The 26,846-nt window shown below is 44.8% G+C and carries 17 protein-coding genes, 14 tRNA genes, 3 rRNA genes and 1 pseudogene; 5 read left to right on the top strand and 30 right to left on the bottom strand.

The genetic code is table 11. The annotated features are described in order from the left end of the window. Positions 1–164 precede the first annotated feature (164 nt). Complete coding sequence (locus MLD56_RS05305; RefSeq protein ID WP_049816862.1) at positions 165–821, bottom strand: TetR/AcrR family transcriptional regulator; 657 nt, start codon at positions 819–821, stop codon at positions 165–167. Positions 822–988: 167 nt separating this feature from the next. Here MLD56_RS05305 and MLD56_RS05300 point away from each other — a divergent pair, with 167 nt between their 5' ends. Both MLD56_RS05300 and MLD56_RS05295 read left to right on the top strand, forming a co-directional pair. Then, the gene (locus tag MLD56_RS05300; RefSeq protein WP_029514779.1) at positions 989–1,741 is read left to right on the top strand and encodes an SDR family oxidoreductase; all 753 of its coding nucleotides are present in this window, start codon (positions 989–991) and stop codon (positions 1,739–1,741) included. Positions 1,742–1,787: 46 nt separating this feature from the next. Next, on the top strand, positions 1,788–2,618 hold the full coding sequence (locus MLD56_RS05295; RefSeq protein WP_029514778.1) for an SDR family oxidoreductase: 831 nt from the start codon (positions 1,788–1,790) through the stop codon (positions 2,616–2,618). A gap of 455 nt (positions 2,619–3,073) precedes the next feature. On the opposite strand, the gene MLD56_RS05290 is transcribed toward MLD56_RS05295, so the two are convergent. Next, positions 3,074–3,538: a DUF8821 family protein gene (locus MLD56_RS05290; protein WP_029514777.1), complete on the bottom strand. Its 465-nt coding sequence runs from the start codon at positions 3,536–3,538 to the stop codon at positions 3,074–3,076. Positions 3,539–3,940: 402 nt separating this feature from the next. Between MLD56_RS05290 and MLD56_RS05285 the strand changes: the two genes are divergently transcribed. Beyond that, positions 3,941–4,279 carry a hypothetical protein gene (locus tag MLD56_RS05285; RefSeq protein ID WP_029514776.1) on the top strand — a complete coding sequence of 113 codons (339 nt, stop codon included), beginning with the start codon at positions 3,941–3,943 and terminating at the stop codon, positions 4,277–4,279. Positions 4,280–4,608: 329 nt separating this feature from the next. Here MLD56_RS05285 and MLD56_RS05280 read toward each other — a convergent pair. From MLD56_RS05280 to MLD56_RS05195, 18 genes are all read right to left on the bottom strand, one after another. Continuing rightward, positions 4,609–4,688, bottom strand: a tRNA-Leu gene (locus MLD56_RS05280). 12 nt (positions 4,689–4,700) lie between these two features. Next, positions 4,701–4,777, bottom strand: a tRNA-Arg gene (locus MLD56_RS05275). A gap of 7 nt (positions 4,778–4,784) precedes the next feature. Beyond that, positions 4,785–4,859: transfer RNA gene (locus MLD56_RS05270), tRNA-Gly, on the bottom strand. A 10-nt stretch (positions 4,860–4,869) separates the two neighbouring features. After that, positions 4,870–4,950, bottom strand: a tRNA-Leu gene (locus MLD56_RS05265). A 12-nt stretch (positions 4,951–4,962) separates the two neighbouring features. Further along, positions 4,963–5,038, bottom strand: a tRNA-Lys gene (locus MLD56_RS05260). A gap of 7 nt (positions 5,039–5,045) precedes the next feature. After that, positions 5,046–5,131 (bottom strand) — tRNA-Tyr (locus MLD56_RS05255). A gap of 4 nt (positions 5,132–5,135) precedes the next feature. Then, positions 5,136–5,211 (bottom strand) — tRNA-Thr (locus tag MLD56_RS05250). A gap of 13 nt (positions 5,212–5,224) precedes the next feature. Next, positions 5,225–5,301: transfer RNA gene (locus tag MLD56_RS05245), tRNA-Asp, on the bottom strand. A 26-nt stretch (positions 5,302–5,327) separates the two neighbouring features. Continuing rightward, a tRNA-Met gene (locus MLD56_RS05240) sits at positions 5,328–5,401 on the bottom strand. A gap of 26 nt (positions 5,402–5,427) precedes the next feature. Continuing rightward, a tRNA-Val gene (locus tag MLD56_RS05235) sits at positions 5,428–5,503 on the bottom strand. A 10-nt stretch (positions 5,504–5,513) separates the two neighbouring features. Beyond that, positions 5,514–5,585 (bottom strand) — tRNA-Glu (locus MLD56_RS05230). A gap of 17 nt (positions 5,586–5,602) precedes the next feature. Continuing rightward, positions 5,603–5,694, bottom strand: a tRNA-Ser gene (locus MLD56_RS05225). A 3-nt stretch (positions 5,695–5,697) separates the two neighbouring features. Next, a tRNA-Asn gene (locus tag MLD56_RS05220) sits at positions 5,698–5,773 on the bottom strand. Between the two features lie 4 nt (positions 5,774–5,777). Then, positions 5,778–5,853, bottom strand: a tRNA-Ala gene (locus MLD56_RS05215). 71 nt (positions 5,854–5,924) lie between these two features. Then, positions 5,925–6,041, bottom strand: a 5S ribosomal RNA gene (gene rrf, locus MLD56_RS05210). A 152-nt stretch (positions 6,042–6,193) separates the two neighbouring features. Beyond that, positions 6,194–9,122 (bottom strand): 23S ribosomal RNA (locus MLD56_RS05205). A 394-nt stretch (positions 9,123–9,516) separates the two neighbouring features. Beyond that, a 16S ribosomal RNA gene (locus tag MLD56_RS05200) occupies positions 9,517–11,070 on the bottom strand. Together the 16S, 23S and 5S rRNA genes with 14 tRNA genes alongside form the textbook arrangement of a ribosomal RNA operon. A gap of 679 nt (positions 11,071–11,749) precedes the next feature. Next, on the bottom strand, positions 11,750–12,217 hold the full coding sequence (locus tag MLD56_RS05195) for an NUDIX hydrolase (protein ID WP_029517535.1): 468 nt from the start codon (positions 12,215–12,217) through the stop codon (positions 11,750–11,752). A 989-nt stretch (positions 12,218–13,206) separates the two neighbouring features. Between MLD56_RS05195 and MLD56_RS05190 the strand changes: the two genes are divergently transcribed. Beyond that, on the top strand, positions 13,207–14,523 hold the full coding sequence (locus tag MLD56_RS05190; protein WP_029517536.1) for an erythromycin esterase family protein: 1,317 nt from the start codon (positions 13,207–13,209) through the stop codon (positions 14,521–14,523). Between the two features lie 441 nt (positions 14,524–14,964). Here MLD56_RS05190 and MLD56_RS05185 read toward each other — a convergent pair whose 3' ends face one another. The 3 genes and pseudogenes from MLD56_RS05185 to MLD56_RS05175 all read right to left on the bottom strand — a co-directional run bounded on the left by MLD56_RS05185 (position 14,965) and on the right by MLD56_RS05175 (position 17,742). Beyond that, positions 14,965–15,717, bottom strand: coding sequence for an alpha/beta fold hydrolase (locus tag MLD56_RS05185; protein WP_029517537.1), 753 nt, complete (start codon positions 15,715–15,717; stop codon positions 14,965–14,967). 355 nt (positions 15,718–16,072) lie between these two features. Further along, a pseudogene (locus MLD56_RS05180) lies at positions 16,073–16,815 on the bottom strand (formylglycine-generating enzyme family protein); the annotation flags it as partial. 288 nt (positions 16,816–17,103) lie between these two features. Further along, entirely contained in the window at positions 17,104–17,742 is a 639-nt protein-coding gene (locus MLD56_RS05175; protein WP_025720875.1) for a glycoside hydrolase family 11 protein, read from the bottom strand. A 763-nt stretch (positions 17,743–18,505) separates the two neighbouring features. On the opposite strand from MLD56_RS05175, the gene MLD56_RS26035 reads away from it, so the two are divergent. Further along, positions 18,506–18,583 carry a hypothetical protein gene (locus tag MLD56_RS26035; protein WP_340887063.1) on the top strand — a complete coding sequence of 26 codons (78 nt, stop codon included), beginning with the start codon at positions 18,506–18,508 and terminating at the stop codon, positions 18,581–18,583. Positions 18,584–18,747: 164 nt separating this feature from the next. Here the strand turns inward: MLD56_RS26035 and MLD56_RS05170 are convergent, their stop codons facing one another. From MLD56_RS05170 to MLD56_RS05140, 7 genes are read right to left on the bottom strand one after another with little or no spacing between them, the layout of a single operon-like run. After that, positions 18,748–19,587 carry a hypothetical protein gene (locus MLD56_RS05170; protein ID WP_029517538.1) on the bottom strand — a complete coding sequence of 280 codons (840 nt, stop codon included), beginning with the start codon at positions 19,585–19,587 and terminating at the stop codon, positions 18,748–18,750. Position 19,588: 1 nt separating this feature from the next. Further along, a complete protein-coding gene (locus tag MLD56_RS05165) occupies positions 19,589–20,602 on the bottom strand; it encodes a peptidase U32 family protein (RefSeq protein WP_029517539.1) in 1,014 nt (337 codons plus the stop codon). A gap of 4 nt (positions 20,603–20,606) precedes the next feature. Beyond that, positions 20,607–21,431 carry a hypothetical protein gene (locus MLD56_RS05160; protein ID WP_029517540.1) on the bottom strand — a complete coding sequence of 275 codons (825 nt, stop codon included), beginning with the start codon at positions 21,429–21,431 and terminating at the stop codon, positions 20,607–20,609. 3 nt (positions 21,432–21,434) lie between these two features. Beyond that, the gene (locus MLD56_RS05155) at positions 21,435–22,670 is read right to left on the bottom strand and encodes an MFS transporter (protein ID WP_029517541.1); all 1,236 of its coding nucleotides are present in this window, start codon (positions 22,668–22,670) and stop codon (positions 21,435–21,437) included. Next, positions 22,671–23,909, bottom strand: a complete 1,239-nt coding sequence (locus tag MLD56_RS05150; RefSeq protein ID WP_141695515.1) for an ATP-grasp domain-containing protein — start codon at positions 23,907–23,909, stop codon at positions 22,671–22,673. It abuts the gene before it with no gap. 16 nt (positions 23,910–23,925) lie between these two features. Next, entirely contained in the window at positions 23,926–25,584 is a 1,659-nt protein-coding gene (locus MLD56_RS05145; protein WP_029517543.1) for a B12-binding domain-containing radical SAM protein, read from the bottom strand. Then, positions 25,565–26,845, bottom strand: coding sequence for an ATP-grasp domain-containing protein (locus tag MLD56_RS05140; RefSeq protein ID WP_029517544.1), 1,281 nt, complete (start codon positions 26,843–26,845; stop codon positions 25,565–25,567). Before MLD56_RS05140 ends, MLD56_RS05145 begins: the two co-directional genes overlap by 20 nt. Position 26,846 lies beyond the last annotated feature (1 nt).

Below are 26,846 nucleotides of genomic sequence, written 5' to 3'. Positions count from 1 at the left end.
TCAACGCTACTGTATTAACCTGTACTGCCCGTTACTTCCATGAAAGAGGGAGCATTTGCCACGGCAGTGTGCTCCCTGTTCTAAATTCAAATATCGTTTCCCGTTAGTTGAATCATTTCTGTGATTGATCCACCTTGTAGATTCTTCTGGTAAGCGCCTGGCCATCATCGGTCCATGATATTTGGAGCTGTTTGCGGGTTTTTGAGTGCAGGCAGCAGAATGCCATCGATTAGCGCTGTGAAGAAAGGCTTGTCGAACGGTTTGCGCTGGATGAGTCCGCGAAAAGAAGCCATTGAAGTAATGACCTGGCAAGCCATCTCAATGTCTGCGTGAGCGGGAATTTCACCGCGGACGACGGCTCGGTTCATAAGCTCGCGGTTCACAACAACCCATGGCTCGAAAATCCCGGCTGTTCCTGCTTCGGCAAACTCCGGATGCTGCAAAAAGGAGCCTAGGCCCGCTAGGACTCGAAATTTGCGTTCTTCTTCCGCGATCGATTGCGGCTTCAAAAGTACGAGGAGATCTTCGCGCAAGGTTCCTGTATCAGGCAAGCTTTCGAGCTCAAGATGATTTCGATTCATCCAGGCCAAGGCGTCTCGGACTAACTCCGCCTTGGAAGACCAGCGGCGGTAAACCGTCGCCTTCCCAGCCTTTGCTCGAGCCGCGACCATGTCCATTGTCATACCATCGAAACTCGTATCGGCGAGGATGTCGATTGTCGCCTCAAGGATTTTATCATCCCGCGTGTGATCTCGCTTGCGGCCCAATGCTTGCGCAGGCTTTTCTGCCACGACCTCAGATAATTCGCCCCTCTCAGACATTTTCTTTTTTATTTTACTCATAAACTTAGCTCCTTTTAAAATATATATTTAGAAACCGATTAGTTCCGGAACTCTACAGTTTCGTTTTTATGTGATTTAATATCATTATCCCACATCCAACAGGAAATATATAGATGGTATCCCATACCAAAAAGGAGATTACAACCATGCAGGACAAACCCGTTGCCTTGATCACTGGCGCCAATAAAGGAATAGGTTTACAAATTGCGAAGGATCTAGCGGAACACGGCTTCACCGTGCTCGTCGGATCACGCAGCCTCGAAAATGGAGAAACTGCTTCCAAAAGCATCGGTTCGGATGCGCACGCTCTCCAGCTCGACGTTACCGATCAGGACTCCATTGTTGCTGCAGCAGAGCGTATTCGGAACGAATTTGGTCATCTCGATGTACTTGTGAACAATGCGGCCATATCACACGCAGGTAAACCGGGCGATCCGTTTCCGAGCAGTGGCGCGACGAGCGGTCTTTTGACCGTTGCTTCGCTCGAAGACATTCGTTCGGTTTATGAAACTAATGTTTTTGGTGTCATTGCTGTCACCCAGGCCATGTTACCACTTTTACGTGAGGCTCCGGCAGCACGCATCGTCAACATGGGCAGCACCGGCGGCTCTCTTAGCTGGAACTCCATTCCAGAAAACTCACATCGTGCGATGTTTGGGGCCTATTCGGCGTCAAAATCGGCTGTTCATGCGGTGACACTTGCCTTTGCCTTTGCGCTTGAATCGACAAACATCAAGGTCAATGCGGCATGTCCAGGTTTTACATCGACTTCGCTCAATAATTTTGCTGGCACTCGTAGTGTTGAACAAGGGGCGCGTGAAGCGGTCCGGCTTGCAATGATTGGTACGGACGGTCCAACAGGAACGTTCTCAGATGAGGATGGACCCATCGCGTGGTAATTATAATTTATACAACAATGGTTAGAAGCTTAAGGGGGATTTTATGATGCGTGTTTTCGTAACAGGAGCAACAGGTTACATCGGTTCCGCTGTCGTCCGCGAACTCATGGATGCGGGTCATCAGGTCGTCGGTCTTGTGCGCTCAGACAATAGCGCTGCGAAACTAAAAGAGGCCGGGGCCGAAGTACACCGCGGTGACATCGACGATCTCGACAGCCTTCGTAGTGGTGCTGCTGCTGCGGATGGCATTATTCATCTGGCATTTAATCACGACTTCTCGAACTTCGCCAGGGCACTCACAGCAGATCTGCACGCCGTTGAGGCGATGGGGGCGGCGCTGAAAGGGTCTGGTAATCCATTCGTGATCACCACGCACGCCAATGGAGTGGCAGCAGAAAACGTAGCGTTATTGCTGGCTGAGCGCGGAGTGCGGACATCAATCGTAGAGCTTTGTCCTTCGGTACACGGTGAGGGTGACACAGGATTTGTGCCGAGACTGATCAACATTGCCAAAACGAAGGGCTTCTCAGCCTATGTGGAAGGGGGGACCAACCGCTGGCCAGCTGTGCACCGCCTTGACGCCGCACATCTATACCGCCTTGCGTTAGAAAAGGCACCCGCCGGTTCACGACTAAATGGGGTCGCAGATGAAGGTGTGCCATTTCGCGACATCGCAAGTGTTATCGGTAAACACCTGAACGTGCCTGTAGTCAGCATTTCACGTGAAGAAGCAGACACCCACTTCGGCTTCCTCAGCACACTTGCAGCGCTCGATATCCCGAGATCAAGCGTTGCAACTCAGGAACTTCTGGGATGGCGGCCTGTGCAACCTGCACTGATCCACGACCTCGAACAGTCTCACTACTTCAACAACTGATTGGAGACGAGACCGAGAATCGATCATGGGCCGCTTAATAAAGCACTTGAGAAAAGCGAAGCTAGACATGGACTAACAACAACATGTATGAAATAGAAGTTTGGATATTAAAACAAGGTCAACACGAGTGCATACCACACTAAGTATTGTTACCTTCATTCGCAGCAAACTATTCTAGCTAATCGTATTGTTAGGTCACTCCCCACAAGGAAATTTTTCATCTTCACTTATGGTATGGTTCACCGCGTTGGCTGAAAGGGCAAGTTCTCAAAAAAATAGTCTCCTTATCAGAGACTACCCGCGATCTTCCTGTTTGATAATCATACGATAAGCGGTAGCTTTTCATCATTCTTTCAAAAAAGGGCAATCCTTTTGCGGGATAGCCCTTTCTTTAATTTCACTTTTTTGCAAAGAGAATAAGGTGCTGGATTCCTCCATTTGTGCTTTTTCTTACTTTAATATTGTCCTTTAATTACAAAAAACGAACCCCGAATTGTTCCAGCTAGTTTAGACTTCTGCCTAGCAAACTTAAACTTCCCTTCTAGCTCCTTTGGTACCTCCATCCCCTCAGAAAGCTTAAAACCTACAGCCCGCTTTTTAGGGTCATCCACCGTATACATGACATTGATTGCAAGACCATCCTCATAAAAAACGTAGGTAAATCGGATATTTTCCACTTGAAAACGCGACGTTTCTAAAGGTTTAGCCGCAAACGCAATATCACGTTCTTCTCTCAAAATTCGGTTCACATAATCAAGGCTCTCCTGGCTTTCGCTAGCTGGTACAACCGTAAATTCATACTTGTACTTGTTCATAAAATAACGGGCTTCATTAGCACGTAAACCAGCAAGCGCTTCTGCTACAGGTGAAGACTCTAAACCAACCGTAGATACATCTTTAAAATCAACGAGATACGACATTTCCATTCCTCCTATTCTCTCTTTACGCCCTAACAGCTTCCGCATTTCACCAAAATCAAATTCATTTCTCAAGTTGTTGTAGAAACATCCTTATAGCCAGACTTCAAATTAATTCTCTTATCTACCACATAGTATACCAAAATTGATTCAAGAGAAGATTTTGAATGGCGAATTTGTTAGTTTGTTAAATAGTGTTCACATAGACTGGTATTCACAAACACCGCTTTAAATATTCGACCAGCGAGATAAAACGATGCTGCCTATAGTTCCTCGAGGTCGGGAAATTAAGGACTCAGAGTATGTCCTACCAAAAAACTCTCGGCCTGTGTCCTGTACTTCCATTAAGGAGGTTCAGATTCACAAGCCAAAGATATTTTCATTCATGATGGTGGCCGTTAGGCCATGTTTGTTTGGAAAACTCCTCTGCATGGAAGGGGAGCACCCGCATACGTAAACCAAATGAGTATGATGCCTATCTATCATGAAAATATAGATGCATGGCTGAAGAATCATATCGTGCCTATCGTTGTACTAAACTTTGTAACGGTTACACACGAGCGCCAAATGAAAAAAATCGCTGGGGACGACAAGTTGTTGCGGCAGATGATCGCGGCTATGGACGAAGGCTTTCGCGTGTTAGAGGCCTTACGATATCCGCTAACGCCGGCCGCGCAAGCTTCATCTTCTAAAGCGCAAAAGTCTGTCGAGTTTCCCAACAGACTTTTGCGCTTTCTGTGTTGAGTTGGTGAAGTAAACTTAAAACTAACTTGCCCGTTAGTTTAATAAAAAGAGCAGACTTGAAGCGCCTGCTCAACATTGTGTGTTATTTAACTATCGTTCCTCGTTAGTTGTACGCCCTATCTTAATAACGCAAAAAAACGGAGGAGATTGCCTTGGGGTTTCTACTGCTTGTGATGTCGATAGAAATAGTTTAAAAGTAAAAAAGGAGAGATGGCATAAAAATAAGCCATCTCTCCTTTTTCATCTATATAAAGCGGGTAATGGGAATCGGACCCACGCTACCAGCTTGGAAGGCTGAGTTTTACCATTGAGCTACATCCCGAAATAGATGCCGGTGAGAGGACTCGAACCTCCACGGTTTCCCTCACGATTTTGAGTCGCGCGCGTCTGCCAATTCCGCCACACCGGCTTATGAAGTTAATGGCGTCCCCTGAGAGATTCGAACTCCCGACCTTTTGATTCGTAGTCAAACGCTCTATCCAGCTGAGCTAAGGGGACTAATAAATGGAGCGGACGACGGGAATCGAACCCGCGACCCTCGCCTTGGCAAGGCGATGCTCTACCGCTGAGCCACGTCCGCAAAAACAAGATGCGCGTGGAGGGACTTGAACCCCCACGTCAAAGACGCTAGATCCTAAGTCTAGTGCGTCTGCCAATTCCGCCACACGCGCATACAATGATAATGGTGAGCCATGAAGGACTCGAACCTTCGACACCCTGATTAAAAGTCAGGTGCTCTACCAACTGAGCTAATGGCTCGTAAAACTGGTGGAGGATGATGGATTCGAACCACCGAACCCGTAAGGGAGCAGATTTACAGTCTGATGCGTTTGGCCACTTCGCTAATCCTCCAATATGGTGCCGGCGAGAGGACTTGAACCCCCAACCTACTGATTACAAGTCAGTTGCTCTACCAGTTGAGCTACACCGGCGTATTAAGTTAAATGGCGGAACCGACGGGATTCGAACCCGCGATCTCCTGCGTGACAGGCAGGCATGTTAGGCCTCTACACCACGGTTCCAGAGGAAACTTCCTTAGTTGAAGTAATTGCGGGGGCAGGATTTGAACCTGCGACCTTCGGGTTATGAGCCCGACGAGCTACCGAACTGCTCCACCCCGCGACAGTAATAAATATTTATTTTTCAAATGGTGGAGGCTGAGGGGCTCGAACCCCCGACCCTCTGCTTGTAAGGCAGATGCTCTCCCAGCTGAGCTAAGCCTCCATACTGCTTATGACCCGTAGGGGATTCGAACCCCTGTTACCTCCGTGAAAGGGAGGTGTCTTAACCCCTTGACCAACGGGCCATACAATAAAATAATTATGGCGGAGAGAGAGGGATTCGAACCCTCGAGACGCTTTTGGCGCCTACACGATTTCCAATCGTGCTCCTTCGGCCAACTCGGACACCTCTCCACATGGCTCCCCGAACAGGACTCGAACCTGTGACAACTCGATTAACAGTCGAGTGCTCTACCAACTGAGCTATCAGGGAATATTGGTGGAGCCAAGGGGGATCGAACCCCTGACCTCCTGCGTGCAAGGCAGGCGCTCTCCCAGCTGAGCTATAGCCCCATCTAAAAAATCATTTTTGTATGTATAATCAATAGCCTGATAGGCGAAAAAAAAATCCCCATTATGGGGTTGCTTGGCGACGTCCTACTCTCCCAAGACCCTGCGGTCCAAGTACCATCGGCGCTGGAGGGCTTAACGGTCGTGTTCGGGATGGGTACGTGTGGAACCCCTCCGCTATCGCCACCAAACATGAATTTGCTACGCAAATTCTTCCGTACGGTTATTCGGTTCACCACTTATCGTGTGAATGAATAGCCATGCGCTTGTCGTATGTCACTTGTACATACCTTCAAGGTTACACCCTGAAAACTGGATCCGAAACTCATTTGCGTTTTATCTTTAGGATAAGCCCTCGACCGATTAGTATTGGTCAGCTCCATGCATTACTGCACTTCCACCCCCAACCTATCTACCTCGTCGTCTTCAAGGGGTCTTACTAATTGGGAAATCTCATCTTGAGGGGGGCTTCACGCTTAGATGCTTTCAGCGCTTATCCCTTCCGTACATAGCTACCCAGCGGTGCTCCTGGCGGAACAACTGGTACACCAGCGGTACGTCCATCCCGGTCCTCTCGTACTAAGGACAGCTCCTCTCAAATTTCCTACGCCCACGACAGATAGGGACCGAACTGTCTCACGACGTTCTGAACCCAGCTCGCGTACCGCTTTAATGGGCGAACAGCCCAACCCTTGGGACCTACTTCAGCCCCAGGATGCGATGAGCCGACATCGAGGTGCCAAACCTCCCCGTCGATGTGGACTCTTGGGGGAGATAAGCCTGTTATCCCCAGGGTAGCTTTTATCCGTTGAGCGATGGCCCTTCCATGCGGTACCACCGGATCACTAAGCCCGACTTTCGTCCCTGCTCGACTTGTAGGTCTCGCAGTCAAGCTCCCTTCTGCCTTTGCACTCTTCGAATGATTTCCAACCATTCTGAGGGAACCTTGGGGCGCCTCCGTTACTCTTTAGGAGGCGACCGCCCCAGTCAAACTGCCCACCTGACACTGTCCTCGCACCGGTTTACGGTACCAAGTTAGAACCTAGATACGATCAGGGTGGTATCCCAAGGATGCCTCCCTTCAAGCTGGCGCTCAAAGTTCGACGGCTCCCACCTATCCTGTACAGATCGTACCCAAATTCAATATCAAGCTGCAGTAAAGCTCCATGGGGTCTTTCCGTCTTGTCGCGGGTAACCTGCATCTTCACAGGTATTAAAATTTCACCGGATCTCTCGTTGAGACAGCGCCCAAGTCGTTACGCCATTCGTGCGGGTCAGAATTTACCTGACAAGGAATTTCGCTACCTTAGGACCGTTATAGTTACGGCCGCCGTTTACTGGGGCTTCGGTTCATAGCTTCGCCCCGAAGGGCTTACCACTCCCCTTAACCTTCCAGCACCGGGCAGGCGTCAGCCCGTATACTTCGCCTTGCGGCTTCGCACAGACCTGTGTTTTTGCTAAACAGTCGCTTGGGCCTTTTCACTGCGGCCCCCTCGGGCTATTCACCCTACCGAGGCACCCCTTCTCCCGAAGTTACGGGGTCATTTTGCCGAGTTCCTTAACGAGAGTTCTTCCGCGCGCCTTAGAATTCTCTTCTCGCCTACCTGTGTCGGTTTGCGGTACGGGCACCTTCTCCTGGCTAGAGGCTTTTCTTGGCAGTCTGAGATCATGACCTTCGCTACTACAATTTTCGCTCCCCATCACAGCCCAGCCTTAACGATGTGCGGATTTGCCTACACACCAGCCTCACTGCTTAGACGGACATCCATCCGTCCGCGTCACTACCCTACTGCGTCACCCCATCGCTCATAGCGGATTACGGTGGTACAGGAATTTCGACCTGTTGTCCTTCGACTACGCCTATCGGCCTCGCCTTAGGTCCCGACTTACCCTGAGCGGACGAACCTTCCTCAGGAACCCTTAGGCTTTCGGCGGATCTGATTCTCACAGATCTTTTCGTTACTCATACCGGCATTCTCACTTGAATGCAGTCCAGCGCTCCTTACGGTACACCTTCAACCCGCATTCAACGCTCCCCTACCCCTGATGCAAAGCATCAAGCCATAGCTTCGGTGGTGTGTTTAGCCCCGTTACATTTTCGGCGCAGAGTCACTCGACCAGTGAGCTATTACGCACTCTTTCAATGGTGGCTGCTTCTAAGCCAACATCCTGGTTGTCTGTGCAACTCCACATCCTTTCCCACTTAACACACACTTGGGGACCTTAGCTGATGGTCTGGGCTGTTTCCCTTTCGACAATGGATCTTAGCACTCACTGTCTGACTCCCGGAACTAAATCTATGGCATTCGGAGTTTGACTGAGCTTGGTAACCCTTGCGGGCCCCGCACCCAATCAGTGCTCTACCTCCACGATTCTTCTTTCCGAGGCTAGCCCTAAAGCTATTTCGGGGAGAACCAGCTATCTCCGGGTTCGATTGGAATTTCTCCGCTACCCCCACCTCATCCCCGCATTTTTCAACATGCGTGGGTTCGGGCCTCCAGTGCGTGTTACCGCACCTTCACCCTGGACAGGGGTAGATCACCCGGTTTCGGGTCTACGTCCACGTACTCATTCGCCCTATTCAGACTCGCTTTCGCTGCGGCTTCAGCTCTTCACCTTAACCTTGCACGGGAACGTAACTCGCCGGTTCATTCTACAAAAGGCACGCCATCACCCATAAATAGGGCTCTGACTTCTTGTAAGCACACGGTTTCAGGATCTATTTCACTCCCCTTCCGGGGTGCTTTTCACCTTTCCCTCACGGTACTGCTTCACTATCGGTCGCCAGGGAGTATTTAGCCTTGGCAGATGGTCCTGCCGGATTCATACGGGGTTTCACGTGCCCCGCACTACTCGGGATCCGTCTCGGAGGGAACAAGTTTTGAATTACAGGGCTTTTACCTTCTCTGGCGGGCCTTTCCAGACCTCTTCATCTAACCGGTTCCTTTGTAACTCCATGTGAGACGTCCCACAACCCCAAGGAGCAAGCTCCTTGGTTTGGGCTAATCCGCGTTCGCTCGCCGCTACTGACGGAATCACTATTGTTTTCTCTTCCTCAGGGTACTTAGATGTTTCAGTTCCCCTGGTCTGCCTCTATTCTGCCTATGTATTCAGCAGAAAGTGACTGTCGATGAAGACAGCCGGGTTTCCCCATTCGGACATCCCCGGATCAAAGCTTGCTTACAGCTCCCCGAGGCTTTATCGTTGTTCGCCACGTCCTTCGTCGGCTCCTGGCGCCTAGGCATCCTCCGTGTGCTCTTTGTAGCTTAACCTAGTATTTACATCGTAAATACGATTTGCTTTGAATTTCGGTTCAACACTTACGTGTGAATGAAATTCAAGGCAGCTACCTTTATTTCACTTGTTTACACAAGATCAGCTTAAAGGAATATTCTAAAACGCAATTTCGTTTCGGTATCCAGTTTTCAAGGTGCAATTCGCTTCATCGAAGCGAAACCCGATGAATATTTCGGTTCCACACGGATGTGTGAATGAAGTATTCGTCGAAGCTTGAGAGTTTGAACTCTCAAAACTGAGCAACGAGTGAGTAAGTTCAGGATATTCATTTCATTCACACGAATGTGATGAACCGAATTGAATATCCGGTCGCAGGTACATGTACCTGCTAATTTGAATGTTTCCATCGCAGGAAACGATTCTCCATAGAAAGGAGGTGATCCAGCCGCACCTTCCGATACGGCTACCTTGTTACGACTTCACCCCAATCATCTACCCCACCTTCGGCGGCTGGCTCCTTGCGGTTACCTCACCGACTTCGGGTGTTGTAAACTCTCGTGGTGTGACGGGCGGTGTGTACAAGACCCGGGAACGTATTCACCGCGGCATGCTGATCCGCGATTACTAGCAATTCCGACTTCATGTAGGCGAGTTGCAGCCTACAATCCGAACTGAGACCGGCTTTTCTAGGATTGGCTCCACCTCGCGGCTTCGCTTCCCGTTGTACCGGCCATTGTAGTACGTGTGTAGCCCAGGTCATAAGGGGCATGATGATTTGACGTCATCCCCACCTTCCTCCGGTTTATCACCGGCAGTCTGCTTAGAGTGCCCAGCTTGACCTGCTGGCAACTAAGCATAAGGGTTGCGCTCGTTGCGGGACTTAACCCAACATCTCACGACACGAGCTGACGACAACCATGCACCACCTGTCTCCTCTGTCCCGAAGGAAAGCCATATCTCTACAGCGGTCAGAGGGATGTCAAGACCTGGTAAGGTTCTTCGCGTTGCTTCGAATTAAACCACATACTCCACTGCTTGTGCGGGTCCCCGTCAATTCCTTTGAGTTTCAGTCTTGCGACCGTACTCCCCAGGCGGAATGCTTAATGTGTTAACTTCGGCACCAAGGGTATCGAAACCCCTAACACCTAGCATTCATCGTTTACAGCGTGGACTACCAGGGTATCTAATCCTGTTTGCTCCCCACGCTTTCGCGCCTCAGCGTCAGTTACAGCCCAGAGAGTCGCCTTCGCCACTGGTGTTCCTCCACATCTCTACGCATTTCACCGCTACACGTGGAATTCCACTCTCCTCTTCTGCACTCAAGCTCCCCAGTTTCCAGTGCGACCCGAAGTTGAGCCTCGGGATTAAACACCAGACTTAAAGAGCCGCCTGCGCGCGCTTTACGCCCAATAATTCCGGACAACGCTTGCCCCCTACGTATTACCGCGGCTGCTGGCACGTAGTTAGCCGGGGCTTTCTTCTCAGGTACCGTCACTCTTGTAGCAGTTACTCTACAAGACGTTCTTCCCTGGCAACAGAGCTTTACGATCCGAAAACCTTCATCACTCACGCGGCGTTGCTCCGTCAGGCTTTCGCCCATTGCGGAAGATTCCCTACTGCTGCCTCCCGTAGGAGTCTGGGCCGTGTCTCAGTCCCAGTGTGGCCGATCACCCTCTCAGGTCGGCTACGCATCGTCGCCTTGGTAGGCCTTTACCCCACCAACTAGCTAATGCGCCGCAGGCCCATCCACAAGTGACAGATTGCTCCGTCTTTCCTCCTTCGCCCATGCAGGAAAAGGATGTATCGGGTATTAGCTACCGTTTCCGGTAGTTATCCCTGTCTTGTGGGCAGGTTGCCTACGTGTTACTCACCCGTCCGCCGCTAGGTTATTTAGAAGCAAGCTTCTAAATAACCTCGCTCGACTTGCATGTATTAGGCACGCCGCCAGCGTTCGTCCTGAGCCAGGATCAAACTCTCCATTAAAGACCAACCGAAGTTGGTTTATAGAAAGAGCGATAAGCTCATTTTGTAACTGACGAGATAAAAAATATCTCTTGTTTGATTTTGCGAACAAAATCGTTTTACTCACTCGTTGTTCAGTTTTCAAAGATCAATCATTTCCGGACATATCAACACCCGGAATAATAATATATCACACTTCGACGATTCACGCTACTGGTAAATAATACCTCATAGGTAATCCTTTGAATTTTTGAAGTCCATCTAACTATTACATCACAGCCTATCTTACGGCCGGATACATAATATATCATTTAAGTTTGCTGATTACTACATGTAAATCATACCAATTAATAACCGAGTTATCAAAATCAGTTCTATTACTGTACTGCTTATACTTTCGAATTTGTTTTTCTTCATTAAAAGTACCGTGAATCTTTGACCATATCTACTGCATCCAAAAAATGCTTTTGATGCATCCCCCTTCAGTTAAAAAAATGGATCATTAATATGAAATGCTCCAATAATTATCAATGCACATTTGGGAATGTGAAATAGACTAATTTAGAACTATTCCTATAAACATACAAAAAAGGATCGTCAGCATTTCTGCAACGATCCCTATTGTCAGGCCGTTAATTGAAAACAGCAGTTAATCACGTTGATCGATGCCTTCTTGGTTTTATTGAGCTATCGTTTCCCGTTAGCTCAAACCATATTCTCCATATATGTTGAATAAGGCTAATGGGTATTCGTTTTGAGAAATCAAATTTTCTGTAATTTGTTTGATTAATTCTTTATCGCGTAGCTCCAGTAAATCTGGAATCAACAGATCCGTAGGTGCTATCCACTTCGAATCAATGATTTCACTTGCATTTAACTGAAGAGAACCACCGATGATTTCACCAGTAAAATGAAATAAAAGAACCTGATGATTTGTACTACTCATGAAATTATAAATACCTGTAGTGGCTGTAATTTTAACGTCGTAGCCAGTTTCTTCTTTTGCTTCTCTACGTGTTGCCTCAAGAATATCTTCACCATATTCGATTCTCCCTGACGGGAAGTTCCATGTATTCTTAACAGATGCTTTGTTTTCTCTGATCATAAGCAGCTTATCTTCATGTAGTATCGAGACACTCACAACCAACACAATCCCGTTTTGCGTCACGCTAAAAACCCTACACAGTTAGAAAATTAACACCACTATCATTAGAACATATTTTCCATTTGTTGTAAATGACTAAAACAGCGCTCGTTAAACTAAACTACCCGTTAGCTTAATGAGCCATCAGTAAGTCTGATACTTTATTTTCAAATATTTTTCCGTTCTCTACCGTCTGTAAAGGTATACCTTTAAAAACATCTTCTAGTGGATCAAACCGCCAGGAGTGTCCACAAGGCGCGAACGCTATCCTGTCTGAGGTGCGGTTCATGACATCGTTCCTAAAAGTATACTTTATAGGAACGATAATGAAGTATAAATTTTCACATTATTTGGGTATCGCCAGCAAAATGCGGATTTACAACGTTAAGGAGCCTTATATTAAATTTCGTGAATCCGCCTCTAATAATGGATACTAACCCACATCATTTAAGGCAGATTTATTGAACTAATATATCTAGTAACGTTTTAGTGCGCATTTTAAAATTATTTAAAGCATTCGAATAAAGGGTTATCCATAGCTTTTTCATCAACCAAACGCTGAATCAATTGGATGTTCGTACATACTCAAAAGGCCTTTTCGCTCTTAAATAATTATTCTAAGGTATCTGCTCCATCATAAACACTTTTTCGTAATACATCCGCGTTGACGACCCGATTGTGTTAGTAAGCCAATAAACCATGATATGTAATGAGTTCATCTTCGCTAAATCTTTGACGGAGGTCACCTCCACAATCACTCCAAGCTGAGTTTTCCAATTGATCCGGCCAGCGGTCTTCTCTTTAAATCAGCAAGGACTTCATCTGCTATGTGAATATGAAAACGTTCAGCGGACATTATATTTCTCCTCCTTTTTTGTGCACATCTTAATCAATTCAAATTTTGCCCCCACCAGACTTACCCTGGCTTATCACTAAGGGAGGCCTGTTTTGGGTTAATGAATGGACAATTCGGAAATAATCCACTCATACCGTCTAAAGGAGGGAACAAATTCATGAATTCTAATGATAATCTATCAGAGCAGAACGCATATCTAAAAGAGCTGAATGCCTTATTTATCCCATTGGACGGAATGGAGAATCTGGACAGCATGGTTAAGGCCATCGGAGATGCAGATATTGTGCTGCTTGGCGAGGCGAGCCATGGGACGTCTGATTTTTACCAAGTTCGGGCCGAACTTTCGAAGAAGCTAATTACAAGCAAGGGATTTAACATTATCGGCGTGGAAGGAGACTGGCCCTCTGCTTATCGGTTAAACCGGTATGTTAAAGGGATGGAGGGGTCCGATTCTTCGGCAGCCGATGCACTGGGTGATTTTACCCGCTGGCCGACCTGGATGTGGGCCAATACGGATATTCGTGATTTCGCGGAGTGGCTGAAGGAGTACAATGAGATGAATCAAGGGGGCGGAAGTGATTGTCCCAAGGTTGGATTTTATGGCATCGATATGTACTCGTTATGGGAATCGATGGAGGCAATCATCGCTTATTTGGAGGAGACCAAGTCTCCCCACCTGGAACAGGCCCGCAGGACATATGCTTGTTTTGATCCATATAGCAGGGACCATCAAACTTATGGCATTGCGGCAGGATTGCTCTCGGAGAGCTGTGAGAAAGAAGTGGTTGAGCTACTAAAGCAGATTCAGAGCAGGCGCATGGCGTATCCGGGAAGTGAGGAAGAACTGAATGCGGAGGTGAACATGCTCGTCACTTCCAGTTCGGAGGCCTATTATCGTACGATGGTCCGGGGCGGTCCGCAGTCCTGGAATATACGGGACAGACATATGGTTGAATCGCTGAAGCGAATCATGTCCTATTACGGCGCCTCGGCAAAAGCCATTGTCTGGGAGCATAATACGCATATCGGTGATGCCCGGGCAACGGATATGATGGCTGACGGCATGGTCAATGTGGGTCAGCTACTGCGGGAAGATCCGGAACATCGTGTGTTTGCCGTTGGCTTCGGAACCTATCAGGGCGAGGTACTGGCGGGAAGAGCTTGGGGAGCTCCGGTTGAGAAAATGACCGTGCCGCCCGGACAGCCAGGAAGCTGGGAGTATTGCATGCACCGGGCGGGAGACGGCCGGAATGGCATGGTAATGCTCTCCGATGCATCTTCCATACTGCATACGGTCATTGGCCACCGAGCCATCGGTGTGGTATATGAGCCTGCTCATGAACGATTCGGCAATTACGTGCCTTCCAGCATGGTGGATCGTTATGATGCGTTTGTTCATCTCGACCGGACCACCGCCCTTCAGCCACTGCCTATCCTTCAACCGGTTGCAACGGATGCTTTATTTTCAGAATAACAGCTCGTAAGAACCGTCTGTGGAATGCAGGGTAGCTGGTATAGTTTACCGTCAGGGCTCCGGATTATAATTATAAAACTGGCTCCAATATAAAGCAGCGGCAGGCTCGGACTTTGTTTTATCAGTCTGAGCCTGCCGCTGTTTTATTGAGCTAACGTATCCCGTCAGTTCAATTAAACACTTTCTGATTTTTGGTGGAAAGCGTTAGTCTTCTTTTGATGATAGGTACGTCAATTCAACTGCTCCCTAATATAAGGTCTTGGTATAGACATGCTTGAGAGACATCGTGTTGATGTTATCTGTAAACATCCGCTTTCCACTCATCCGCCGCTTCCAAGCACCAAGATGTTTCTTCCGGGTTGCCCTTTAAGTTTCAAAACTTCTTATCATCCATTATAATACTTTGATTCAAGAGATGCCCAATCTATTCACGTATGGTCCTCACCTGTGACAAAACTGTCGGATGCTATTAGCTAGTTTCTCCGCATGAGTAAGGACAAGCATATGATCGGCTCCTTTGATTTCGGCAAACCTAATTGCAGGTACACGCTTGAAGTGCTCGGCGATATTGTACATATCCGGCCATTCTATGGTTCCTTGTATAAATAACGTACTCGCTGCAACCTTTTCTAAACGTTCAATCGAAGGCGCCTCTGGCCAAAGGACCTCAAAGCTTCTCCACTCGGTGAATACCCTTGTCATGTAGTGATTATGCATTTCAGTCAAAAAACTTCGATGGTGGCTAGCCATCGTAGCCCGATAGATCGGTGCGGCTAAGGACAACTCTACAAGTCTTGTAATATCGGGAGCGACCGCATTCACCGATGTCATATAATTGGTAAATTCTTGCGAATATGCAAATCCCGTTAATGAAGGGGCAATTACCACTAGCCGCTCAACCATAGAAGGATATGATAACGTAAAATCAGTCGCGACTTGCCCACCGATGGAATGGCCAACAAGTGTGACAAGATCCAGTCCGAGATGTTCAAGAAGTTTGCGCAAATCCTCCACAAGTGAAGTCGGCTCTTGCATAGCAGGTGAGCGGCCGGTTCCTCGACCATCGAAGGTAATGATCTTGAATGATTTTGCCAGTCCAGGCACCATATATCTCCATACCCTTGAGTCGACACCTCCCGAGTGAATCATGACTATAGGGACTCCATTCCCCTCGATTTCGTAAAAAAGTTCCACCTTGTCCCTCTCCCCAATGTGGTAATATTTTCCTGATTACCATTTTAGCCATGGCTGAACATACAGTCTATATTAAAAAGATATCCACTATGAAGTCACTTTGAATAACTGCCCGTCGCTTAATTAATGTCTCGTCATCTTGTGTATAGAGGACGAGAGCTGCTGGGATTATGCGAAAAGTGATGAACAAACATGGCGGAGACATATCCTGGACCATCTTCTACTCAACATGCCCAAAATATTTTTTAAGCCTCTAAATCCCTCTCTTTGTCAGCAGAAAATAAAGTATTAGACTGGCTCTATAAATTGAACAGCGACAGCCGAGGACAAAAAATAAAGTCCTAGACGGTCGCTGTCCACCACCCTTCACAACCCGGTAGAAACCGCTTTCGCTATCCAAGTCTCCATACCAGTCCCAACACCATTCTCTTACGTTGCCAGACATATCGTAGTAAATTCCTAACTCGTTGGGTTTCCGGGTATCGATTGATTTTGTTTTATTATTGTTGCTCTCTATAATAGGCCAGTTCCAGTCTCCAGATAAGTATTTGTCTCCGGCGTTTTTCCAATACCATTCGACCTCGTCAGCATTATTGCTTCCGCTGTATGTGTAGCCCTTGCTCGCCTGACCTCCGTCTGCAGCATATTCCCACTCCAATTCTGTAGGCAATCGGCAACCGTTAGCTCCCTCATTAATCGTTACTGTCCATTTTATATTATCGTTATCATTCTTATTTAGTCGGGTCTTTTATTATCCTTGTCTATGTTGTAATACGGTTTTAAGCCCTCTCGTATACCTCTTTGATTACAGTACTCCACAACGTCATACCAACTCACCATTTCTACTGGCAAACTGTCGCCAATGAATACCGAGGGATTACTTCCCATGACTTCAACCCACTCTTTTTGAACTACTTCATATTTGTTGATATAAAAGTTCGATAGGGCCACGCTTTTTCCAGAGTTGTTGTACTTGTTGTTCTGAAAAGTCCCACCTTCCACGAATACAAGGTTATCCCTTTTCTCAGGCTTATCTTGCGAACGAGCGCTGATCACAACCATTGGTGCTATTAAAAGGAAAATTAATAGCTTTCTCATTGATATATCCCCTTTAAGCTGATAGGGAAAATGATAGGCCATGACGGCCCGCAATTCGCCTCCAGCAGCGTCGAAGGCCGTTCGTCTAGCAGGTAACGGCCTGCAACGCATCCGCACTGACGGATAGACTGGAGGAGAACGGCCATCGGCCTGTCTACAATGCTTAGAGATCGTTGTTTCCTCCATGGACCAATTCGTGTAAATCCTATCAGACAGCTTTCGGAACCCGTTTATCCCGTGAGACAGCCCCAACCGCGCCTGTTCGTTGAACAGCTTGCAGTTAAGTGGTTACCACACCGTTACGTTAGAGCTCCCGCTACTCTGATACCCCTCTGTCGCCAACACCTGGTAAGACCAGTTACTTCCCAGATTCATTCCTTTGCTCGCCCATGCTTTCACGTGGTTGCTGAAAGTGATCGTGGAGTTGCCCCCGGTCGGTCTCTTCGACTGTCGAACACTCCAGTACTGAATAAACGTCGTTTTTTGGCCTTCAATGGAAGGTGCGTCGTATCGCATTGTTGTGTAGATGTCATATGTGCCCCCATCACTGGTCACCGTACCTTTATACGTTCCGGTAGGTCGATAAGTCCCCCAGCTATCAACGACGTAATATTCGATGAGTGAGTTTCTCGTCCACCCGTAGAGAGCCAAATATCCATTACCGGACGGCGCCCAGACACCGGCATTGTAGTTAATCGTTCTGTTTGGCGATCCAGTAGTCCAGCCTTTGCCGACAACAAAATTCCCGGTATCCTTCCATGTTACGCTGTAATTACCGCCTGATCCATTTACAGCATTGACCGTCCCGCCGCCATCGGTCCAATTTTGCCAATAGTCTGTCGCTGCACTTGAGGTTGTTGCAAACAACCCAAAACTCATGGAAGCTGCAAGAACTACCGTCATCATTTTCTTACTAAACTTAAACATACTCTACCTCCTAAAATTTTGTATTTGTCCCATACACTTGCTTGTTGGTTGATTCTCTTTGCAGTATATCACCTATCCGTGCCATATTCCGTATTTTTTTACTTTAACCTCCTTTCTGAGTGAAATTATAGAATAATAGCGTTTGCATATAAACCTAGCAAATTAAAGCTTTAACTCTATTATGTTTAGCTTTCTTTGAAATTTTAGAACCCGTCGAGGGTAACAATAGATACCGAGTCCCGTAACGTTGAAAGAAGGGCTTGGCTGCTTTTAATTAATTCGAGCAATATGCGAATCCATTTTTTATGTTTTCCTTTTTAGCTATTCACCTAATCAGCAACGATACCAAGTTCTTGTCCCTTTCGGCAATGGAATCAAGTCTTGTACTCCGACACCTTTGTAGTCTTTTGTTGTTGAGGATTTTCCATTGGTTCAAAATCGGGTCAGTCCCATCACCGCGGGAGCTTTATTTCTGGAATTATTCATTTTACCTTTAACGTTTAGGATTACCTGTCTGACCAAGAATAAATTCAATGCTCACCTTATATGTAGCTTCCACATGTAGTGAACTTTGGCTTGGGTGATGGATTTACGTGAGGATAAAGACTTAGCAAAACAGAATTTATAGAGAGGAAATGGCGTCCCAGTGAACGAATAAAGTCAACCGACCCTGAGTCTCAAAAAGTGAATTAAAAAATTAGTGATCTTATGGAGATGCTAAAAAAATAAACTACCAGCAGTCGATTTTGAACAAATTGAAGTCATGCTTGATTTACTAAGCGAATCAACTTCCCTACACTCGGCAGCAGCGTTCATCCACGGCTATCGAACGGGGCATTAACGATGATTGAAGTGTTTAGCGGGGAACACGAGTTTATACCAAAACGAGTGTGAAGGAACCAGTAATGGATAGGAAGATTTAACGAATGAGTTCAGAAAAGAGCAGCGAGGTTAGACCACCTGCTCTTTCAAAATAAAAGCGGGCAAACCACTCCGATCTAGTATTTATAGTACCTGAGTTATAATTCGTGAATACTCCGCTAAATTGACGGGAAGCTTGGCATTTTCGTAATAAAGAGAGTTTCCTTTTAATATAATATCTTTTTTCATCACATCATTATAGAGGACTGTTTGACAAGTCTTGCAGCTCTTATTGCATAATGATGACGTTTTCCACTCAGACATAGATGACTTGCTATACAGGATGCTGGAAAAACATCTTCGGGCAGTTGTAATGTGTACGTAAGGGTATACTAATTCCCTGCTAAAAGGGAGCACATCAGTATCAGCATCATCAATATCATTATTATTTACCAGATCATGATTGTCTTTGATATCCAGCTTATTACCTTGTATTCTATTATCATATTGAATAGCAGAAATTTTATATTTACGCATGAACCTAATATTGGGGACAAACCCTCCCGCAGTATTCTGTAAGGCACTTTTCGAATCATCATCAAGCTTGGGAAAATAGTTTGCAATAGAAGGACTTTTTTTAGCTTTATTCAGTAGTCTACCTAAAATAAGTTTAAAGCGGCCGGGATAATGATTTTCAATAAAATACAACATTCCGAAATCATTAACCACCAACTCATCAAAAATAGATGCTTCACTTACTTCCTTTAAGATGTTCACAATCGTGTTCATACTTTCATCCGTCATATAAGGAGTAATCAAGGTTAGCTTCATGTCGTGCTGCTCACAAAAGCTGATAACTGATTTTAGCTCCCTTACTGTTAAGAAAGTACGCGGGCAAAACTCCTGTCCATAATACAGACGCTGATACTGGTTCTCCACATTCGTTAATTTACGCAGGTCGTCAACCATCATCGCTTTTTCCATATTATACACTCCCCTGAACATTATGAATGCCATTTACATGGTCCAGAATTTCCGGGTAGTAGCAATGTGTAATCAATTGATCGTTTTTCCAGCTATTCTGACATATTTGCGAAGAAATCATGTGATGGTACTCTTCGAAGTTTGCCACCTCGCCGCATAAATCTATCGCTGATTTTATCATCCTGATATCACTTAAAACCTGACTTCTGTCTGAAGCTCTCCCGACCAATTTCAAGCTATCAACCGATAATTGGTTCAGATAATATAAGCTGCAAACACCACAGTCACCCTTATTGTCTAAAATCCAGTTTAGCTTTTTCTCCAGCAGTGGTACATCATACGGTATGGGCGTAATACTCTCAATAACCTGATATCTCAAAACACATGGAGGATTAAAAATGACCCCATCATTGTTATTCATAAATCGAGTCCCATGCACAAAATTACAAAAGCCATCTATATAAGTACAGCCTTCATTTTTGATAAAAACCTCAAACTCTGTATTTGGTGAGCTTTCAATTATGATTTTCATTTCTGCCATGGACAAGGAACGGGGCAAAATAAGCCGATCCGCATGAAATTCTTTGGTGTACATTTCTGCTGTGTAACAGTTAAAAATCGTGCCGCCTGTACTGATATGCACATCCACATTCGTTTTCTTATCCGCAAAATAACCGGCCAAGCCCAAATCAGCAAAAATAATAGCATCCACTTCACAACGAACAGCTTGCTCCAAATAGTAATCCAGGATACCAAGCTGCTGGTTGTTATAGCAGTGTTCGTTCATCGTAAAAAATACCTGGCACCCATGAGCATGCGCTATATTCACGACCTCCGCAAGTTCAGCAAAACTGGAAAAGTTCGCATCAGGCCAAGGTCTGCGATTCAAGGCAACGATATAGTTATACCGATCCAACCATTGTTCATCAATGACGCCACAATAAAATTCTTCGGCTCCGGCCTGAATAAAAGGCACTAAATCATCAATGGTCACTAATCCTGTACAAATTCGCATATGTCTACTCCTTTACCAGAATTCCAGCCGATTTTTCAGCCAGATGATGACTAATGATCGCTTTCAACAAAACAATTGTAAACTCCCGAAACAGGACACATGCATTGCTCTGAAGCTGATTAATCAATAAATTGCAACGTCCTCCGCACATATATCTTGAAAAACAACTTTTACAAGGTGCCAAATCGTCCACAGAATCGATACATCCTATCTCGTCGCTTGATTTCTCCAAGCCCGCCTTAGCATATCTATTGCAGCGAAAAAGCGCTCCATCACCATTTACTTGAAAAGAATGTACCCCAGCTTCGCAGGGAAACAATTGGGTTTGATTCGAGTCCAACATACTCAGCATTTTTGCAATATACTCATACTCATTTAATTCACCATAAGAAGGATGGGTATGACGCAAGTTTTTAATGTGGTTTTCTCCCTCTTGCAATTCCTCCTCCGAATACAAGGGACTACAGCCCCTGTGCCATTTTTGTAGAAAAAAATCCAGGTAAGCTGTTGGGCTACTAGGTCTGTAGTCTGCAACGAATTCAGGACGTTCCAGCGGTCCTTCAATTACACTGAAATCAGTCAGATGTAACCTGCGCGCAAGCTGGGCAATTTCGGCCTGAGCCTTGTCCGTGTTTTCCAGTTGATAAACACGCTCTATTTTCACAAAATTAGAAAGGTCATTTGCTCTTTTATGATGTTTAAATTCCGAGCTATAACTGTAATCCGTGACTTCTGAGTAGGGGTTCTCCCTATGAAAATGACCATTTTCGATATCATAGCTAAAAACAGCTTTTGGGGAAACGCGAATTAAGATGACCTCGGTATTCATCCACTACAACTCCTTCGAATCCATCATTAAAGTGCTTTTAGAGGGTACCTCTGTGTTGTTGTAGCTTCTACGGAAAATGAAGACATACAAGCAAAATAAAAGGCTAAACAAGGAATAGATAATCAGGAGTACAGCAATACTGTAGCTTTCAATAAGATGCCCACTGATGATAAGCATCATAGATAGGAGAAGATTATGTACACTGTACACAGTAGATACGGTTGTCGCCCTGCTAGTTTCGCTCGTGATGCTGGTATCAATGTGACTTTGTATTTTTGGAATAATGATCCCCCAGTTAAACCGAAACAAACAAATCAATACGATCCCAAGCCAAATGGACTTGGTTAACGCCATCCCTAAAAAAACAACAGCAAGGATCAAAGGATTAAGTATATATATATACTTCCCTTTGATTAAATGTGATAACTGAGCAGAGATGAGTGGAATAATGCCGAAAAGAGCATAAATAACTCCAAAAAAAGTCGGTGAAATTTTTAAATGCTGTAGATAGGGTTGATATTGAAAGAATACTGAGGTTAGAATGATAGCTGTGAATATATAGTAAATAGAAAATAATAGTAGTTGCCTGTTGACTCTGATTTCCTGAAAGGATTCCTTCATTATTTGTAGAGGGCGAACTCGTTGAAACGCTTTTTTACCTGTTTTGTCTTCATAAACTCTCTCCTCATGAACCAGACACACAAAAAACACCGCTAAAAAATTAGAGAATGCCGAAATGTAAAAAGTAACCGAATAGCTATATTGAATAACTACTGAGCTTAGAAGAGCAGCAGCAATCGTAGACAAAATACTTGCTGAAAAAATTTTTCCGTAGCTACGGTTCAAGACATCAAGCTTGTCATGCTTTTCATGAAGCTTATAAATCAAGCCTTGTTCCGAACCTGATATGAAGGATGAGCCCAATGCAAAAATGATATGAGCTATAATAAGTAGCATATAAGTTTGTAATGATCCCATAAGAAAGATACCAATACATTGAAAAATCGCTCCGATAAGGATAGCCTTTTTCTTCCCAATCAGGTCTCCGATCATTCCCGTGGGTATGTCAAATAGTATGGATGCCGTATAGTAACTGGCCATTACAATCCCAATTTGGGTATAGTTAAGCTTAATCATATTACTAAAATAGAAAACCAAAATGGAATTATATACATAGAATGTGTTCAGAAACCTCAATAAACCAAATAATCTGACCTGACTTTCAAACTTTTTAACCACCTACGCTTCCCCTTCCTCATCAAACAGGCTTACTTCCATTTCAAGTTCCCATAAATGCTCAATCTCATTACGAATACGCTCATTTTCCTCAAAAGAATCAACTGACCAAGTCACAACTCCAGCCACATCACCGGAACTGCCGCTAAAAGACAAGCAGTCACCCACTTGTGGTAAAATATCAGCCCGCTTCACACCTTGTATCTGAAGAAAGTCAGAGCTTGGGGTGACGTGTTTAACCCTTCCTTTCTTCTTATAGAGCAGCAGATACCCGCCATTCGTCTGTGGATAATATTGATTGAAAAGCGGCTGTTCGCCGACAAAAGCGCGAGCCCCCTCCAGTAGCGGGTTTACTCCACATGTATCCTCTATACCAAAAATAATTCCTCCGCCTGCAATTCGTGCCGCTGTTTCGCAAAATAAGATCTCCTGCTGCTTAGTGACTAATAGTTCAGTATGAGCTACTCCACTTGTGATCGGCATTGCACTCAATACTTTGTTATTTGCCGCGATAAGCTGTTGGACCAAGGGCATCTCATGGTCAGGGTAAAAATACCCGCACAGTGGCTTCCCCTCCCTGCATTCCAAAGTGCTATGCGTATAGCAGGCAACTGAAGTGAATGCAACTTGGTTATTATATACAACGCTATCCATATGGAACATTTTTCCATCAATATATTGTTCAATCTCAAATTTTCCGGCATGGTCGTTAAGCAATTGTTCATATTCGTGGATGTTATCCAAATGAACCCGAAACGTATGAAGGGACCCCGCTCCGTCAATTGGTTTAATAATGGCCTCGGGAGCATGTTTAGATAAAAAGTCGATTGCATCAGCAAAGTGGTGAACGGTTCGATATTCAGGAATAAGAATAACTTTCTCTTGAGCAAGATGATTTTTCATTTTTACCTTATCTCTAAAAAAATCACCATCTCTCCCGATGACTCCACACGTAAGACCCAATCGCTCTCTAAGCAAAGCGGTAAACTGCACCAAATCCTCACTCTCGGAAAAAATACCGTTCACGGGCTTTTCATCATGCAGTGTTAGTATAAACTCAACAACTTGAGGTGATGTTAAATCTTCGACACACAAGAAATGGTGATAATGATCACTACAACGCTCAATCAAACGTTGATTATTAGTAATCAACGTTTTTTCATACCTTAAAGAGCTCAAGCCTTCATTCACAATACGAGAAAAGTTTTCGAATTTCGCGAAAATTACATAATGTTTATCCATCCCTAATCCTTTCGTTTTATTGATAGAGAGACCTGGCATTTACAAGATTCATACAAAAAGAAAGTCCCCATTTTTTCAAATATAAAAGCAAATGTTCTTCTGACAGAAAAAAAGCATAAGTTTGTTTAATTTCCTGTTCAAACTCAGCAGCCTGTATATCTGCTTGCACCTGTGTCATCCCACTTTCCCTGCTAAACTCACTATAAAATCGTAAATGCTGGCGATTGTTAAAAGGTATTTTTTGAATGGAATACATAGCAGGATCGGCAGCAATAGGAGAATTTTCAAATAGAATAAAACGGTTATATCGGATATCTATACAATAGGGAAACAGTTCCCGTAGCCGTGCTTGATTAGCAAGAGCTTCTTCACTGGTTTCACCTGGAAACCCGATCATCGCTGTTAATTTCACCGCAATCCCAGCCTCATAGCAACTCTTAATCAGCACAGGCGCATATTCAAGATCTATTCCTTTGTTCATCAGTCTGGATACCCTTGTTTCAAAGGTCTCTACTCCAAAAGAGATCATGATGCATCCTGCACGGTTTAACAGTTCAAACAATCGGGAATTAAAACCCTTTTCCAGTCTGGCACGACAGGCCCAGGATAATATAAGCTTCCTTTCTACAATTTGAGTTGCTATTTTCTCTAAATCTGTGGGTGAAATACAGCAGTCTCTGAATCGTAATACCGAAAATGTCTGTTGTTTTGAAAAATTCTCCATTAATTGCAGGATACTCTCAATACTCTCTTTCTGATAAGTACCATGCTCTTTAATAGAACAATAAGTACATCCCTTCCAGTAACAACTTACAGACGCAGCTACATTTAAAACCTCTTCCGGCATTAGAGCACTTGCAGGAAGAGAAGATAAAACGGGTAATGTTATTTTATTGGTGTAATAGTGTTTATTAGTTTCTTCAATATAAGGTTGAAGTTCTTTTTGAGTAAGTAACCAAGATAGTTCTTCCAACTTAGATGAATCCTCAACAGCTCTAACCAGTTCGCTCAATCGATAATGCTCATTTCCCAAGCCAAACGAATCCACATGAGAAAACAACAAATGATACTCCTTATCTGGAAGATTTCGCACTAATATTTTTGTATTAATCTGATCCTCCAGATTGCCGAACAGATGAATGTGTAGATTAGAGTTATATTCTTTTAACAATGAAGTCAACGAAAATAAGGGAATAACCTGATCTGGATGAAAAATTGAAATAGCAACCACCTTGACGCCTTCAGGGACAAGATCCGGTAAAATTTCTTTGAAAAAATCAAAATATGGATTGTGTTCCTTCTGTTCGGCAATCCTTAGTACCTCATCAATATTACGTAGATCCACTCCCGGATCATATAAATTCCATCGCAGCACCGCGGGTGAAATCTGTTCACTAATACGATCATAAATCTCAGCGATTTTTTGGCAGGTTTCTTCTAAATGTTCAAAATTATAAAACAGTTCAGTGTCCGTAAGATGAGTGATGATGTCCGAACGTCCCCGAAAAAAGTAATGAAATGATTCCAAATTTAAATCACGGATTTTGGTACCCACTCCTTGGTGATGTAATAAAGCAGCCGCAGCCGTAATATCGGGTGGCACAGACTGGTAGTACCATAAGGGTGGATTAATCAGCAAAATTTCGAATTGATTTTCATCCTTTTTGCTTTTCATAAGTAGTCTCTCTTTCCATCACAAATTGGATCGTATCTTCAACTTGGTGGCTCACTTTCTCTAATTCATCATAAGTATCAGCTTTAAGAACAAAAAAACCATATCTGTCCATACTGCTAGTCATCTCATCCGGTACTGTATCTCCCTCCTTCTTTTCTATAACAATCTCTATGACACCCGGCAAACGTCTGGCTTCTTCCACCCCTGATATTTGTTTGATTTTTCCACTCTTTTGATGGAAATAACGGATTCTTGAAATATCGTTTCGGGTTTCATGCAGGTACTCATCCGGTCTTTCTCCCAAAGCGCACAAAATCGAAGCCTTATGCAGATTTACTCCGTAACTCAAGCTATACAAATCAGTTATACGGTCCCCTGCAAGACGAGTAGAATATTCGATAATATAAATATGTCCCCTGGACAGCACAAATTCCAAATGACAGGGTCCTTCTGTAATTCCAAGCTCAGCCATAAGATTTATGAAGCTGTTTAATAATTGAGTGTATTTTGAAGATTCCATAGATGCTGGAAGGGTATGCTGTAGCTCAACAAAATAAGGAAGGGGAGTTTTCATTTTTTCAGTAATATGGGCAAATTTACAAGCACCTTTAAACATAAAAGCCTCGAAGCTATATTCCTGGCCTCTGATATATTCTTCTACTAGAAATGAAAGATTCGATGGATAACCGAAGTTATCCTCATTCTGAATAATCTTTTCGGCCTGCCTAATTAATTGTTCAGATGTTTGCACACATTTGACTAACATACTACTTGTCATATCAACGGGTTTAACAATAGCGGGGAATTGGATCTGGTCCAACTGCTCCTTTAGTTCGGATACGCTGTGATACAAATGGTAATCTGGATTGGATACATACTGAGAACCTTTTAGCCCGTTTCTCATACACTCTTTGCTGCGGGCATTATGGGCTACATCTGGGCGAATGGAATTCCAGCCAAACTTTTGGGAGATAATCGCGGCGACCGGTACTGCATAGTCGTGACCAGGTACAATACCCGAGTTGCGGGATATATCCGGATGCTGACTGAAAAAATACTCCATTTTCAAGTAAGTAGACTCGGCATCTGTAATGTCACTGATGATTTCAAAATGTACCAGATGCGCCTTCTCCACCTTGGGGCCGCCTTCTCTTCGAATGACAATTACAATCAACTCAAGTTCAGCGGCAAATTCAATATATTTTTCTCCAAAAAAACAAGGCTCCAGTAAAAATATAGCCCTTGAACTATTAGCAGACATA

It is taken from the genome of Paenibacillus peoriae, from assembly GCF_022531965.1.
Taxonomy (GTDB): domain Bacteria; phylum Bacillota; class Bacilli; order Paenibacillales; family Paenibacillaceae; genus Paenibacillus; species Paenibacillus polymyxa_D.
This window is presented reverse-complemented; position numbering and strand designations above follow the sequence as displayed.